Source organism: Sphingomicrobium clamense (assembly GCF_019264355.1).
GTDB lineage: Bacteria > Pseudomonadota > Alphaproteobacteria > Sphingomonadales > Sphingomonadaceae > Sphingomicrobium > Sphingomicrobium clamense.
In genome coordinates this window covers 1531325-1545521 of the sequence record NZ_JAHVAH010000001.1, presented here as the reverse complement: position 1 = coordinate 1545521, position 14197 = coordinate 1531325, and the positions used below count along the sequence as shown (strand labels likewise).

17 protein-coding genes are annotated in these 14197 nt (G+C 60.1%); 8 read left to right on the top strand and 9 right to left on the bottom strand.

Going from position 1 to position 14197, the window contains the following annotated elements; translation table 11 throughout:
- Positions 1 to 43: 43 nt before the first annotated feature.
- The 3 genes from KTQ36_RS07955 (at position 44) to KTQ36_RS07945 (ending at position 2638) form a co-directional block, all read left to right on the top strand.
- The gene (locus KTQ36_RS07955; RefSeq protein ID WP_345777716.1) at positions 44 to 1201 is read left to right on the top strand and encodes a PAS domain-containing protein; all 1158 of its coding nucleotides are present in this window, start codon (positions 44 to 46) and stop codon (positions 1199 to 1201) included.
- A 437-nt stretch (positions 1202 to 1638) separates the two neighbouring features.
- Positions 1639 to 1956 (top strand): hypothetical protein, encoded by a 318-nt coding sequence (locus KTQ36_RS07950; RefSeq protein WP_218633151.1) that lies wholly within the window; start codon positions 1639 to 1641, stop codon positions 1954 to 1956.
- Between the two features lie 232 nt (positions 1957 to 2188).
- Complete coding sequence (locus KTQ36_RS07945; RefSeq protein WP_218633150.1) at positions 2189 to 2638, top strand: nuclear transport factor 2 family protein; 450 nt, start codon at positions 2189 to 2191, stop codon at positions 2636 to 2638.
- An 89-nt stretch (positions 2639 to 2727) separates the two neighbouring features.
- On the opposite strand, the gene KTQ36_RS07940 is transcribed toward KTQ36_RS07945, so the two are convergent.
- Positions 2728 to 3126, bottom strand: coding sequence for a PRC-barrel domain-containing protein (locus KTQ36_RS07940; protein WP_218633149.1), 399 nt, complete (start codon positions 3124 to 3126; stop codon positions 2728 to 2730).
- Positions 3127 to 3429: 303 nt separating this feature from the next.
- On the opposite strand from KTQ36_RS07940, the gene KTQ36_RS07935 reads away from it, so the two are divergent.
- Positions 3430 to 3729: a hypothetical protein gene (locus KTQ36_RS07935; protein WP_218633148.1), complete on the top strand. Its 300-nt coding sequence runs from the start codon at positions 3430 to 3432 to the stop codon at positions 3727 to 3729.
- On the opposite strand, the gene KTQ36_RS07930 is transcribed toward KTQ36_RS07935, so the two are convergent.
- Both KTQ36_RS07930 and KTQ36_RS07925 read right to left on the bottom strand, forming a co-directional pair.
- On the bottom strand, positions 3706 to 3942 hold the full coding sequence (locus KTQ36_RS07930; protein ID WP_218633147.1) for a hypothetical protein: 237 nt from the start codon (positions 3940 to 3942) through the stop codon (positions 3706 to 3708). The two genes, KTQ36_RS07935 and KTQ36_RS07930, sit on opposite strands and share 24 nt — an antisense overlap.
- A gap of 108 nt (positions 3943 to 4050) precedes the next feature.
- Positions 4051 to 4650: a VanZ family protein gene (locus tag KTQ36_RS07925; RefSeq protein WP_218633146.1), complete on the bottom strand. Its 600-nt coding sequence runs from the start codon at positions 4648 to 4650 to the stop codon at positions 4051 to 4053.
- A gap of 96 nt (positions 4651 to 4746) precedes the next feature.
- Between KTQ36_RS07925 and KTQ36_RS07920 the strand changes: the two genes are divergently transcribed.
- Positions 4747 to 5064, top strand: a complete 318-nt coding sequence (locus KTQ36_RS07920; protein ID WP_218633145.1) for a hypothetical protein — start codon at positions 4747 to 4749, stop codon at positions 5062 to 5064.
- Positions 5065 to 5100: 36 nt separating this feature from the next.
- Here KTQ36_RS07920 and KTQ36_RS07915 read toward each other — a convergent pair whose 3' ends face one another.
- The 3 genes from KTQ36_RS07915 to KTQ36_RS11400 all read right to left on the bottom strand — a co-directional run bounded on the left by KTQ36_RS07915 (position 5101) and on the right by KTQ36_RS11400 (position 7597).
- The gene (locus KTQ36_RS07915; protein WP_255554796.1) at positions 5101 to 6570 is read right to left on the bottom strand and encodes a SulP family inorganic anion transporter; all 1470 of its coding nucleotides are present in this window, start codon (positions 6568 to 6570) and stop codon (positions 5101 to 5103) included.
- Positions 6571 to 6795: 225 nt separating this feature from the next.
- Positions 6796 to 7482 (bottom strand): GNAT family N-acetyltransferase, encoded by a 687-nt coding sequence (locus tag KTQ36_RS07910; RefSeq protein WP_218633143.1) that lies wholly within the window; start codon positions 7480 to 7482, stop codon positions 6796 to 6798.
- A complete protein-coding gene (locus tag KTQ36_RS11400; RefSeq protein ID WP_255554437.1) occupies positions 7475 to 7597 on the bottom strand; it encodes a hypothetical protein in 123 nt (40 codons plus the stop codon). Before KTQ36_RS11400 ends, KTQ36_RS07910 begins: the two co-directional genes overlap by 8 nt.
- A gap of 179 nt (positions 7598 to 7776) precedes the next feature.
- Between KTQ36_RS11400 and KTQ36_RS07905 the strand changes: the two genes are divergently transcribed.
- Complete coding sequence (locus KTQ36_RS07905; RefSeq protein ID WP_218633142.1) at positions 7777 to 9339, top strand: winged helix-turn-helix domain-containing protein; 1563 nt, start codon at positions 7777 to 7779, stop codon at positions 9337 to 9339.
- Here the strand turns inward: KTQ36_RS07905 and KTQ36_RS07900 are convergent.
- The 3 genes from KTQ36_RS07900 to KTQ36_RS07890 all read right to left on the bottom strand — a co-directional run bounded on the left by KTQ36_RS07900 (position 9326) and on the right by KTQ36_RS07890 (position 11426).
- On the bottom strand, positions 9326 to 10027 hold the full coding sequence (locus tag KTQ36_RS07900) for a TfuA-like protein (protein WP_218633141.1): 702 nt from the start codon (positions 10025 to 10027) through the stop codon (positions 9326 to 9328). The two genes, KTQ36_RS07905 and KTQ36_RS07900, sit on opposite strands and share 14 nt — an antisense overlap.
- The gene (locus tag KTQ36_RS07895; RefSeq protein WP_255554436.1) at positions 10024 to 11103 is read right to left on the bottom strand and encodes a YcaO-like family protein; all 1080 of its coding nucleotides are present in this window, start codon (positions 11101 to 11103) and stop codon (positions 10024 to 10026) included. Before KTQ36_RS07895 ends, KTQ36_RS07900 begins: the two co-directional genes overlap by 4 nt.
- Before the next feature lie 62 nt (positions 11104 to 11165).
- Entirely contained in the window at positions 11166 to 11426 is a 261-nt protein-coding gene (locus tag KTQ36_RS07890) for a hypothetical protein (protein ID WP_218633139.1), read from the bottom strand.
- Between the two features lie 276 nt (positions 11427 to 11702).
- Between KTQ36_RS07890 and wecB the strand changes: the two genes are divergently transcribed.
- Together wecB and wecC are read left to right on the top strand one after the other, a co-directional pair.
- Positions 11703 to 12836: a non-hydrolyzing UDP-N-acetylglucosamine 2-epimerase gene (wecB, locus tag KTQ36_RS07885; RefSeq protein WP_218633138.1), complete on the top strand. Its 1134-nt coding sequence runs from the start codon at positions 11703 to 11705 to the stop codon at positions 12834 to 12836.
- A 35-nt stretch (positions 12837 to 12871) separates the two neighbouring features.
- Positions 12872 to 14152 (top strand): UDP-N-acetyl-D-mannosamine dehydrogenase, encoded by a 1281-nt coding sequence (gene wecC, locus KTQ36_RS07880; protein WP_218633137.1) that lies wholly within the window; start codon positions 12872 to 12874, stop codon positions 14150 to 14152.
- Positions 14153 to 14197 lie beyond the last annotated feature (45 nt).

Genomic DNA, 14197 nt, shown 5'->3' with positions numbered 1-14197 from the left:
GCAATCGTTGCGGTTAAATGACTCTTTTCCGTAACTCTGCTAGATAGTTCATCGAGAAAAGGGGCGGGCTATCAAGAGGAAACGCGCTTCGAATACGGCCAACCAAAGTCTGGACCTCGCTGAGTGCATCAAGCGAGCTAATTTAGGCGTCGTCCTTACCGACCCCAATCAAGACGATAACCCGATCATATTCGCGAACCAGGGGTTCCTCCGGCTAACAGGGTATGACCATTCTGAAATACTAGGTCGTAATTGCCGCTTTCTCCAAGGAGAGTTGACGGCCAAGGAAGACGTGCAGCGTATCAGGGAGGCTCTTAGAGACGGCACTGATGTAAGCACGTCTCTCCTCAATTACAGGGCCGACGGATCGACATTTATCAACCGCCTTCTCATCACTCCCATTGAGGACAGTGAAGGAAAAGTCACGGGCTTCTTAGGAATTCTTCGTGAAGTGCCTGAAGAGGAGCAGATTGGCACTGGTGGGGGGCAGCGTCCCGAGCACATCACGGCGTCTGAAGTGATGCTTCAGGAGATTCAGCATCGGGTGAAGAACCATTTGGCTATGGTGGTGAGCCTAATTCGCCTGCACGCCAATCGCCCGGTTACCAAGGAGTCGTTTTTAGCTCTCAGTAATCGGGTGGAGGCGCTGGCCCTCCTTTACGAAGAATTGCTGATTGGGGAGCATGCGGGAAGATCGGAAACAGTTGCTGCGGGAGCTTATATCAAGAGGGTCTGCAAAGTGCTTGGCGACATAGCCGGCCGTCCTTCCATTCAGCTTAAACTAGACTGCGCTCCAATAAAATTGCCTGTCGATCCAGCCGGGAGGCTTGGCCTCCTTGTGACGGAGTTTCTTACCAACTCGTTTGAACATGCCTTTTCCGGAAGAAGTGAAGGCTTTATTCACGTTCGATTAGAGCGAAATGAACGGCTGATCAGACTTTGTGTAGAGGATAATGGGATTGGATTGCCGGATGGAAGTAAGTGGCCCTACGATGCTCGCAGCGTAGCCGACCAAAAAACCACGGCGCGCGATGCCCCGGGACGACTGAACACTAGAAGCGGGGAAAATTCTACCGGCCTAGGAGGTAGTATAGTCCTTGGCCTAATGAAACATCTGGGTGCCAAACTGGATATCAAGTCAGATCGTAACGGGACCAAGATGTGCGTCACGCTTGAGCAAGAGGCGCTGCCACACAACTAATCAGACGAGTCTTAGTAGTTTCTCGACTTAAGCTAACGCTGCTCAATTGTGCAAAAAGGGGAGGCCAAGCTACATAGCAAAGGACCTCCCCGCCTCGCGTCGCAGCCTCAAACTAACGAAACTTCTATCGAATGAAAGGGAAGCCTATAATTCGCCTTACACGCTTTCGACGACACAAGAATGGAGGCAAGGCGGGTAAAGCGTGTTTGGTGCAGATTGTTGTCAACGTAAATACGTCTACAGAGTGCGTCCGGTGAACTCGGAACGCACGTGTCGGGGGTTCAAGTCCCTCCTCCGCTACCATCCTTAACGACACCCAACCGGTAGATCATTCAGGTCTGGCAGATAAATGGCCTAGGTCACAAAGGTCATAGGTCCCTAAAGCCAGCTTAGCGGTCCGTCTCTATCCTCCTATTCAATGGGCAAAGGAGGATATTATGACGCAAATTGCGGATGCCATTCGTCAGTCTTACAACTCGGTGATGTCTCATCGTCGCAACCCGTTGCGTGGCCTGGATCGCACGCGCCGGTTCCAGGTGATGACGCTGCTTTCGATTATGTGGACGACGATTTTCAGCGCGACCTTCGGTGCGTGGTTCTATTTTGGAGAACTGCTAATCGGGCACGTCCTGCTACTACTGGGCGTCATCGTTACGGGCGTCACTTTCCGCGTCACCGAAAAGAAAACTGGCACCTATCGCAATGCGACGCGCGAGGACGGCACGCCTTGCTACGACGACGTATGGGGTGCGTAACCGCTAAATCCTCGAGAGGGTCGACTAGTTAGATCTCCGATAGTGTAGTGTGAGGCTCGTCTTGACCGCTATTCGGTCGTGGGGCGCATTTGGTCGAAGAAGTCGGCGCCTGCGGTATGGCCCGACAGCCCGATCGTAACGGCTCCCACAGGTTGAGCGTTCCTGTCCTATGTTAGGAATTTCTGTTACTCCCCTTTTAGCGCCAACGAGGCGCCAACAGGGAGAAACGACTATGAGAACCATTTTTTATGCTGCGGCGGCAGTCGCACTTGGATGCTCCCCTGCCAAGGCGCAGCAATGGGACGCGCAACAGACCGAAGTCTGGACCGCGGTTAGCGACAGCTGGAAACGCAACATCGATAATGGAGCGTGGCATGTCGACATGGTCGCTAATGCCTATGGCTGGAGCGGCAATGCCGTGGTGCCAAACTCGTCAAGCGATATCCAGCGGAGTTCGTCCATTTTTGGAGCCGAAGGCGAGGTCCTTCATTACCGGCTGAGCCCATTGCAGATTAGCGTTCATGGCGAAACGGCGGTCGCTCACTATTTCGCCGAGGTTACCGAAACCGACCACCAGGGCGAACGCGAAAACAGCACCGAGCGGTGCAGCGATACTCTAGTCAAGCATGAAGGACGCTGGAAATTCCTTGGATGGGGCTGTGCCGATTTGCGCAGCGATTAAGCTGGCTCTTACCGCACCGAATTATCGACGGTGCTCTCGCTAGGGGTCGATTAAAAATGGGCGGCCATTGGCCGCCCATATTCCTATCGCTACGCCATCGGGAAGTAATAGAGTCTTACTGTCTTTTCGTAGCCCTCGTCGAAGTTCGGATCTTCACTCGAGCTAAAACGAGGCGGTTCATTTTCCTCGAGATCGTCCTTGGAAAGCGTTTTCAACCGATAGCCGCCCTTACTTGTATCGTAGTCCAGAGCATCCCACGGGAGCGGCGTATAATCTTCTCCCATTCCAAACAAGCCTCCAGAACCCATGACGACGTAGCGCACGCGTCCGTCATGCTTAGTCAGCATGATCTTTTTTACACTTCCGACTTTCTCACCGTTTCGATCGAAAACGGTAGTTCCTTCCACCTTGTCAGCCGAGATGAGATTTTGGCTTTCGTCGCGTGTGAGAATGTCTTCTCGTTCTCTTTCAAATGTCGTCGTGGCCATTTCGCTTCTCCCTCTAGTTCACTAGTGCCGACGCACTCTTGCGCCGATGCCTTATCAACGCGTCGGAAGATGGAGGGTTCTTCGTTATACCATTGATATAATTCCAGTTATCGCGCCAGCGGGCAGTGTTGGCAGGCAGTGTTGGAATGATGTGGCACTTGTATGGGCGATATGAGATAAACAGACGTGACCAGATCTCGCATCTTAGGGTGTCTCGGCGCCCTATTCGCGATCTATCTCGCGATGATCGTCACGATGCCCTTCATTTCCGCAGGCTATGGCGACAGCCTCGTTTAGCGAGTGTTGAGCGCCATTTTCATGCCATTTATGATGTTCATGCCCTTCGCGCCCCCGATCATCTTCGCTTTATTCTTTGATCGGATTGGGCCGGACAAATCACCTGCGAAGCGCTTTTCGCGAGCGGGATCGGGGCTGCTTCTGGCTCTAGGGATGATGTATGCCTCATTTGCTTTCGCGATGGCCGGAGGGTTTGTCGTCTTGACCGGGATCGACGGGATGATCGTCTCAGGGCTCTTGCTGACCTCAGCGGGGTTAGCGTTTTTCGGCTTTGGACGCGCGCTAGCTGTGCAAGGGGAAGAGTGATCCGCGTGTCGGGGGTTCAAGTCCCTCCTCCGCTACCATTTCTTCGATAGCGTCGGATTTTGCGTCGGTTTCGATCAGGCCGGTGGGCGATTGGACGACGAGGGTCGCCACCCTGTCCTTTTGATAGTCCTCCATGGTCCACCAGAAGGCGCCGACCATGCACAGGGTCGTTGCCAGGCCAAGCCTGAGATTCTCTTTCATCGCGGCGGCCATGGATCCTCCAGTTTGTATTCGCATCGCTGAGCGAATTGCCTGACAACAGCTAGGGGCAGCGTCAAACGCTTTCCTGTCTTGCTCGGAAGAATTGGCGTTTCCGGGCGTTCAAGTCCCTCCTCCGCTACCATCTTCACTGTTCGATGATCCTGCCGACCATCTGCCGGTCACGATCCTCCCCAAATGATAGAGGGCCAGCCCTAGCACGGCGGCGCAGGCGTTGACGAAAATGTCGCGCCAGTCGAAGTGGCGCGTGGCGACCGTCTCTTGCAAGATTTCATCGGCAAGGCCGATCAGCACGACTGCAAAGAGCGTGACCAGCGTCGGCCGGGCAACAGCGTGGCCGCGCAGCGCTCGTACGCGCAACGCTTCGCGGAGCAACACGGCGACGGCGCAATATTCGATCAGGTGCGATCGCTCGGCGCTGGAGACGAGGCGCAGTGGGACCATGAAAGCGATAAACGCGAGTGCCAGTGCGAAGGCGACCGCCAAAGCGCGATCGTCGCGCGACCCGCTGCGCGCGATGAGTGCCGAGACGATGACGAGCGCGAGACCGAAAATGGCGAAAAGATAAGGGAGAGCAGGGGTCGGAAAGGCTCCTGACGTCCAGATGGTCGAGAGGATGATCGCGACGACGATAAGGAGGCTGGTCCACAGTCGAACTTCGCGTCGCTTCAGTGCCGAATCTTGGGCTGGCTGCTCCGTCATCCGTTTTCCATAGCAAGGTCCAAAGGTCATAGGTCCCTAAAGTCGTCTCGGATCGAGCGGAGTTCGCCAATATTCTGAGCGCGACAGGAGGAAATTATGGCCCAAATCAGCGACGAACTCCGGCACTCGTACGAAGCCGTGATGTATCACAGGCGAAACCCGCTGCGGGGCCTGGACCGCACCCGCCGGTTCCAGGTGATGACCCTGCTATCGATCATGTGGACCACGATCTTCAGCGCGACGTTCGGCGCATGGTTCTATTTCGGCGAGCTCATGATCGGTCACGTGCTGCTGCTGCTCGGCGTGATCGTGACGGGTGCGACCTTCCGGATGACCGAGAGGAAGACCGGAACCTACCGCGAAGCCACCCGCGACGATGGCACCTCGCGCTACGACGACGTGTGGGGCGCATAACGGCTCAATCTGTCGTGTGGACAGGCCGATCCCAGATCAATGTGGGGCGAGGCCCATTTCGAGGCCCATGCGGTCTTCAAGCGCATATTTGTCCACGAGATCGGCGCTGGCGGTATTGATCCCGACCACGCGGACGTGACGCCCGTTACGGCGCATTCGGTCGACCGCCTTGTCGAGCGCGCCCACGCCCGAAATGTCCCAGAAGTGCGCCTTGCTGACGTCGATGATGACATCGTTGGCGGGGTCTTCCTGGATGCTTTCGGGGCCGAGCTGTTTCAGGAAACGGTCTACCGAGGCGAAGAAGATCTGACCCTCGACCTTGTAGGTGGCGACGTCGCCGACGCGGGTGCGCGTGACGGTGAACATGCGGCGCACCTTTTCGGCGAAGAAGATGCCCGAAAGCAGCACGCCCGCCAGCACGCCAAGTGCGAGGTCGTGCGTCGCAACGACGACGACCACGGTGGTCAGCATCACCGCCGAGCTGGTCGGGGGATGGCGACGCAAGTTGGTGATCGAGTTCCAGCTGAAGGTGGCAATCGACACCATGATCATGACCGCGACGAGCGCTGGCATCGGCACGCGTCCGACCCACGGGCCGAGCACGGCGAGCAGGAGCAGCAGGAACAAGCCTGCCGCGAGGCTCGACAGGCGGCCGCGACCGCCGCTGGTGACGTTGATAACCGACTGTCCGATCATCGCGCAGCCACCCATGCCACCGAACATCGCCGCGACGATATTGGCCGAGCCCTGGCCGACGCACTCGCGCTGCTTGTTGCTGTCGGTGTGGGTGAGGTCGTCGACGATCTGCGCGGTCAGCAGTGATTCGAGCAGTCCGACCGCGGCCATGGTGACCGAGTAAGGCAGGATGATCCTGAGCGTTTCCCACGTCAGCGGGACGTCGGGCAGCGCGAAGAAAGGCAGGCCATCGGGCAACTCGCCCATGTCGGACACCGTGTTGACCGGGACCTCGAAATAAATGGCGATCGCCGACAGGATCACGATCGCGACGAGGGGGGAGGGGAGCGACTTGTTGAGCCGCGGGAAGAGGTAGATGATCGCCAGCCCGCCGAGTACCATCGCATAGGTCTGCCAGCCGACCCCGACCAGCTGCGGTACCTGCGCAATGAAAATGAGGATGGCGAGCGCGTTGACGAATCCCGTGATGACCGAGCGCGAGACGAATTGCATCAGGAGATGGAGACGCAGCAAGGCCGCCAACCCCTGGATCAGTCCCATCAGGATCGTCGCCGCGAAGAGATACTGGACGCCGTGATCGCGCACCAGCGGCACGACCACGACCGCTACGGCTGCCGTCGCGGCCGAGATCATGCCCGGGCGTCCGCCGGTAAAGGCGATGACCAGTGCGATCGCGACTGAGGCGTAGAGCCCCACGCTCGGGTCGACACCCGCGATGATCGAGAAACCGATCGCCTCGGGAATGAGCGCGAGCGCGACCACCATCCCGGCGAGGATGTCGCCACGGACATTGCCGAACCATTCGGTCATCAAGCGGGAGCGCGCCGGCAGTGCGCCGGCGGTGGCGGTCGGGGTCATCGTCGGTTCCTGAATTGTTGGAGACGGCGTCCCTAGACGATCATGCTGCAGCGCACAACCAGAGCGCGTTTACGGCGCGCATGAAAAATGGGGCAGGCCTCACCATGCCTGCCCCATTCCCCCTGTCTTCGCGTGACGATGGGAAGGTTTGAGAGAGATGCGAGCGGTCGCCCTCTCTCAATATTCGCGCGCGAAGAGAATTGCCCTGAAGCCGCGGTAGAGGCGCTCGTCATAGGCGCGGAACCCCAGCTTTCGGGCAATGTGGATCGAGGCCATATTTTCGTGATGCACCATCGCGACGGTGCGCGTGGCGATCAGCCGGTCCTCGGTGAAGTGAAGCGCGGCCTTGGCCGCTTCGAGCGCATAGCCGCGCCCTTGGAATTCTTTGCGAATGGTCCAGCACGCCTCGGGGTGACGGTCGAAATGCTGGCCGAGCTCGCGGTTGAAATCGCCGAAACCAACTTCGCCGACAAAGCGCTTGGTACCCTTCTCGAACACGCCGAAAAGGCCATAGTCGAGCAGCGCCCAGTGGCCGACCTGGCGGCACAGGCGCGTGAACGCTTCGTCGGGGCCCATCGGGCCGCGATCGGAGTAAGTGAAGGCGTCGGGATCCGCCAGCATCGCTGAATAGTGGGGAAGGTCGTCCATCGTCACCGGACGCAGGAAGAGACGCTCGGTCTCGACATAACATTCGGCGAAGAGGAGGTCCTTGGCCACGTCCTTGCTGATGTCCCTCATGGCGGCATGGGCGAGCATCCCGCTGACCTTGTTGTCGACCATCGAGAGAATCCGCTCGCCCCGGTCATTGTCGGGGCGACAGCCCGTCGGCGCGACGGGCTGCATGCCCTCATACGCGCTACGCAACGACCTGCTCCTGGGCCTGCTGCGAACCGTCGACTTCGAAGAGGCTCGAAGTGCCTCCCAAGACGCTTGCGGTCATCGCGATGGCGAGGAGGCCGATCAAAGTGTTGCTGTACATCCCATATCTCCCTTTTGCGTCTCCGCCGGATGTCCCGGTTTCGACAGGGTCATATGTACGGACGCCGTGCGCAGACATCTTGGGATGCAAGTGAAACAATTCTGATTCAGAATCTTTTCAGAATTGGCGGAAATGCTTTACCCATGCCGACTTTCTGTTAGCGTTCACCCAAGGGGACCATGTCGGATCAGCGTGCACCAAATCTATCGGTCGGAGACTATTGGATCGACCGCGGGGACGAGCGAGTCATCGGACCCAAGGGGCCGGTGCGCCTCGGTCACAAGGCATACCAGGTGTTTTGCGCGCTGGCGGACCGACGCGGTCGATTGCTGACCAAGGATGCCTTGTTCGAGACGGTCTGGGACGGAATGTTCGTCTCCGAATCCGCGCTGACCACCACCATCCGCGAACTGCGCCGCGCGCTCGACGATGATCCGCGCCACCCGCATTATATCGAGAGCGTCTACGGGCGCGGCTATCGCATCGTCGCTACCGTCGAAGAAGTGGACGGCCCGATCCCGACCAACGGCGTGCCGCATGTCGAGCCCGTGCAGCAGAAGCCAACCGTCGAGGCAGGGCAACCGCCACGGCTGGCCGTCGCCGAGTTTCGCGATGCTGCGGTGCAGGACCGCGCCCCCTACGTGGGCGCGACCATGCGCGAGGAAATCCTGCTCGGCCTGTCGCGCTTCCGCGAGATCCAGGTCGTCGATGCGGCCCTCTCCGTTTCCGAAGGAAGCGAGCGCGATTATCGGCTGGATGCCAGCTTCCTGCCCGATGCCAAGGGGCTGAAGGCCAATGTCCGTCTCCAGCGATTGGGCGACGGCGGGATCGTGTGGGCGGAAACCATCCCGATCGACAGCGACGGGCTTGGGGCAGGGGTCGAAACCATCGTGCGCCGGATCGTCGGCGCCGCCTTCCCGGCGCTCGACCAGGATTTGTCGATCGGGATCGGCGATGCTGCGGGCACGCTGTTCGATCGTTACATCGTCGCCAAGCGGCAGAGCATCGATGCGCAGGACCGTGCGACCGCAGAAGATGCCGCGCGACAGCTCGAGGCGATCATCGCCGAAAAGCCCAATTTTGCGTTGGCCTATCCGCCGCTCGTCCGGCTCTACCATATCGACTACAACTACACCGCGCTCGGCTCGTCGGGCCCGACCGAGCGCAGGCGTGCGCTCGACCTCGCGAAGGCCGGGCTGGCAGCCGACAAATCCCACGTGCACAGCTATACGGTGCTGGGCTTCTGCCACCTCTATCACGAGGAATATGACCAGGCGCGCAGCTGCTTCGACCACGCGCTCGAACGCAACCCGTTCAATCCCGAACGACTCAACGAGGTCGCAACAGGCATGACCTACCTGGGTGACTTCGACCGCGCCCGGGCCTTGTTCGAACAATCGGCGGGAATCCAGCCTTTTGCTGACGATGCCAGCCAGGAAGATCTTGGACGGCTCGCGTTGCTTGAAGGCGACATCGATACCGCGATGGAGCATTTCGGGAAGGTCACCGTTGCCTCGCTCTGGTCACAGCTATGTGCCGCCGCGACTCTCCGCCATCGCGACGAGAAAGCGGGCGCCAAGGCCATCAAGCGCTGGATGGAGCGGGTCCATGCCGGATGGCATCGCCCGATCCCACCGACCGATGACGAGGTCTTCGCCTGGTTCCGCTTCCATCACCCCTATAAGGATGATGCCGGAAAGCCGTTGATCGACCTGGTTGGCAAGGCGCTCAACATCGATTGAGCCCTTCTTTCAGACGGTCGAGGAACACAGTCCGCTGAAGTTCAGGTCGTGCGTTGGCGGGGCTTTGGTCATCAAGCGCCGCCACAACCGCCAGCTCGGCGTCCTGCCGCTTCAACGGGACGTGGAGCGCGGCCAGCTCGTTCGCTTTCTTCCGCGCGACAATCGAACCGGCGGCCTCGATCATGGTCGGCCAGTCGCGATCGACAAAATGGATGTCGTGCCAGCACTCCCGTAGCGCCCGGGCCTGTCGTGGGCCGATCTTCTGCGTGCGAAGGGCGCGGCACAGGGTCGCACGCGCCTCGACCATCGGTACACTCGCTGCCTTCCAGTCCATTCGCTCATTGCCGTGAACCAGGGCGACTTCGTCGTCTCCAGTCAGCTGGCCGCGGCAATAGGCGTCGGCAATCCAGCCCAAGGGAACCATGCCGAAGGGTTGTAGCTCGGCCGCCCGCAGCGCGCCCATGCTCGAAGCACCGTAAAGGCGCGTTCCCTCCGCCATGAGTGCGACCGCCTCCTTGTGCTTTACCGATGCCTGCTCGTCGAACAGTCCATCGATCAGCATCACCTTGTCGGTGCCGGAGCCACGCAGCTGCAATAAGTCTCCCGCGACCGCCGGCGGGCGCCAGTCGATTTCGGTGTGGAGCGCCCGCAGCGCCGCATCGACGGAGGGGCCGGCGAAGACAATCATGAGCGCGGCGCCCGTTCCAGCGACCCCAGCCCGGGCGCGAAGGCGCGAACGACGAAGAAACTTTCGGGCTGCGCGATTGTGAGGAATGCCGTCTCCTTGACCCCGGTCTGGTAAAGCCGCGCAACGAGATCGTTTGAGCCGGAATCCACTGGCGTGATTTGCGAAAAGTCGACCTGGTCGATCCCGACGGCGGGGGGAGGGGCCAGCGCCATCGTTATCCCGCGGCGCCCCTCATAATCCCACGGCCAGCAATCATCGCGCGAGCCTGCGATGTAGGTCAGTCGACTCTGGATTGCCTCGGCGACGGCCTGGAACAGCGCGATTTCAGGGTCGGGGTGGGCGGCATGTCCAACCGTCCCCGCATAAGGGCGTGCGACCTTCGCGTCCTCGCTGACCGCAGCAATGAAGACTGGCACGCCTGTCGGCGAGGGCGCTGCGAAGAGGCGCAAGTCGATTCCCAGGCTGCCAAGCCGCTCGCGCAAGTCGGCAAGCCAGTCGAATGAGACCGTACCCTCGTCCAGCTCGCAGGCAAGCCGGGCGAAATAATCGCCCTGATCGAAGCGGTTTACCGCATCGCGCTCGATCAGTTCGAGCAGCGCTGCGCGTCGCGCATCGGCGAGCGTCGATCCGGTCGAGAGCCCGGCACTGACGCGCTCGAATCGAGAGGACTTGTCGCGTGTGAAATCGAGCGACACACAGGGCTCGGGGACCATCAGGATCCCGCCGTCGGCGCGCTCGGCCTCTATCCAGACCGTTTCCGTTCCAACGTCGGGAGCATTATGACGATCTCGTGCGAAGTCCGCGATCTGCGCCGGTCGTTGGTTCGAATTCAGAGACTGCCAGCTCGCCGACACGCCTGTCGCGACGAAATTCTCGGCCGCGTGACTTTCGACTGCCTCGAGCAACGCGCCCAACTGTGCGTCCGCAATGCTCGCGCCTTTCCCTTGATGGACGCAAAGGGCCTTTGATGCGGGGCGGATGGCCTGCCACACGGGCAGGCCGATGCGATCGAGCCGTGTGATATCGGCCAAGCGAGTGACACCTGCCTGCTCGGCGGCTTTTCTCGCAGGAGCCAACAGCGCGTCGGCCGGTGCCGCGCGCTGCCGATCACATGGTCCGTCGACGTGGAAAGTCCTCGTCAGGGGCCTGTATTCACACCCTTGAATTCGACATCGGTGAAGTCGACCGCGTGGTAATAGGTGTTCGGCTTGTCATGCTCTTCCTTAAACTTCTTCATCATCTCGGCCACGCCCTTAACTTCGGGCATCTTTCCATTCGCAACGGCCTTGTCGAGATTATATTCGAGCAGCGTTCCGGTCGTGAGGTAATAGGTGTCCCCCTGCTTAATTACGAAGCGTTTCTTGCCCTTCGCAGGTGGCGTCGGATTGCCGTTTGACATGAAGTTTTCCCCTTTTTCTGTCGCTCGCGGCATCGTCAATAACACAGGTTAGTACGCGGGCACAGCGACCATCGCGCCAATATCCGCATTTTTGTCGCGCAAATCGGTTGTGGAATCGCGGTTCAGACGGTTGTGTCATTCGCATCGATCCATTAGGCACGCCCCGACGTCGGCACGGACTCTCCGTTTGATCGCAGGCGGTTGCGTAAAGGCGCTTCCGTTCGACATCCACCGAGACGCGGTCGACACCGTATTAGTAAGATAGAGGCTGTACTTGTGAAAATACTTGTGGTGTTCGGGACGCGTCCCGAAGCGCTCAAGATGGCCCCGCTCGTCATGGAGCTGGCAAAGGCCGATGAGCTGGAGACGCGCGTTTGCGTGACCGCGCAGCATCGCGAGATGCTCGACCAGGTGCTCGATCTGTTCGAAATCGAACCCGCCTACGACCTCAACATCATGAAACCGGGCCAGACGCTCGACGGGATCACCAGTGCGATCCTGACGGGCATGGGCAAAGTGCTCGACGAGTACCAACCGGACATCGTGCTCGTCCATGGCGATACCTCGACGACCTTCGGCGTCAGCCTCGCGGCTTTCTATCGTCGGATTGCGGTCGGCCATGTCGAGGCAGGCCTTCGCACCGGCAACATCTATTCGCCCTGGCCCGAAGAGGCCAATCGCAAGCTGACGGGTGTGTTGACCAAGCTGCATTTCGCGCCGACCACGATCGCGCGCAAGAACCTGCTCACCGAGGCGGTCAGCGACGATGACATCTTCGTCACCGGCAACACGATCATCGACACGCTGCTGTGGACCAAGAACAAAATCGAGTCCGACGCGCAGATCGATGCCTCGATGAATTCCCGCTTCGATTTCCTTCGCGACGGCCATCGGATGGTGCTCATCACCGGCCACCGTCGCGAGAATTTCGGGCAGGGCTTCGAGAATATCTGCAACGCCATCCATGACCTGGCGCAGCGTCACCCGAACGCCGACTTCGTCTATCCGGTGCACCTCAATCCGAACGTGCGCGAGCCGGTCAATCGCCTGCTTGCCGATACGCCCAACGTCCACCTGGTCGAGCCGCAGGACTATGTCCCGTTCGTCTGGTTGATGAAGCGCTCGCACCTGATCCTGACCGATTCTGGCGGGATCCAAGAGGAAGCGCCCTCGCTCGGAAAACCGGTGCTGGTGATGCGCGACACGACCGAGCGGCCCGAAGCGATCGAAGCCGGCACCGCGCGTCTGGTGGGTGCAGTGCGCGACGACATTGTTGAGGGCGCCCATCGCCTTCTCACCGACAGTGACGCCTACCAAGCCATGGCGCAGGCCAAGAACCCTTTTGGTGACGGCAAGGCGTCGCAGCGCATCGTCGAGGCGCTCATTGCCTATTCACAGCCGCGGGCCTAGGCGGTCATTCAGTTTTTCGAGTTCGGGAGTACAAAGTGAGTCAGTCGGGTGATGCCAAGACCGTGTCGGTCATCGGCCTGGGGTATATCGGCTTGCCGACCGCGGCGGCGTTCGCGTCGCGTCGCGTTAATGTCTTCGGTGTGGATGTCCGCCCCGATGTGGTCGAGACGATCAATCGCGGTGAGATCCACATTGTCGAGCCCGATCTCGACGCGGCCGTCCATTGGGCGGTCGAGAGCGGATTCCTGCGCGCCGGGACCACGCCCGAGCCGGCGGACGCCTTCCTGATCGCGGTGCCCACGCCGTTCGTGGGCGAGAATAAGGAACCGGACCTTTCCTACATCGAGTCCGCGAGCCGAGCGATCGCGCCGGTGCTCAAGTCGGGCGACCTCGTCATCCTCGAATCCACTTCGCCCGTTGGCGCGACCGAAAAGATGGCTGCCTGGCTCGCCGAGGAGCGCGCCGATCTCAGCTTCCCGCAGCATGCCGGCGAAGAGAGCGATATCCGTATCGCCCATTGTCCCGAGCGCGTCCTGCCGGGCAAGGTCATGCGCGAACTCGTCTCCAACGATCGCATCATCGGCGGTCTGACCCCCCGCTGCGGCGAGGAAGCCAAGGCGCTCTATGAACTTTTCGTCGAGGGCGAATGCATCCTCACCGAGGCGCGCGTGGCCGAAATGTGCAAACTTGCCGAAAACAGCTTCCGCGACGTCAATATCGCTTTCGCGAACGAATTGTCGGTGATTTGCGACAAGCTCGACGTGAATGTCTGGGAGTTGATCCGGCTGGCCAACCACCATCCACGCGTCAACATCCTGACGCCTGGTGCGGGCGTCGGCGGTCATTGTATTGCGGTCGATCCGTGGTTCATCGTAGCCGGAGCGCCCGAAGAAGCACAGCTCATCCGCACCGCTCGCGAAGTGAACGATGCCAAGCCTGACTGGGTGCTCGAACGGGTCGACAAGGCCGCAGCTCGTTATCGCGACGAGAATGACGGGAAGAACCCGACGGTGGCGGCGCTGGGTATCGCTTTCAAGCCGGACATTGACGACCTTCGCGAAAGCCCGGCTTGTGCCATCGCGGAGTCGATGAAGCGCCGCAACGGCAATGACCTGCTGGTGGTCGAGCCCAATGTCGGATCGCTCCCCGAGGCATTACAGGGCGCGCAACTGGTCGATGCCGACACGGCCATCGAACAGGCGGACATCATCGCGCTGCTTGTAGGGCACAAGGAATTTCACGAAGCGTCCGACCGACTGGCCAAGCACGGCGCCGTCGTCGACGCCGTCGGGATCCTCGACGACAGCCGGCCCTGACTGTCGCTCTTTTCGCAATGGCGCTTCTCGACGGCGGCAACATTG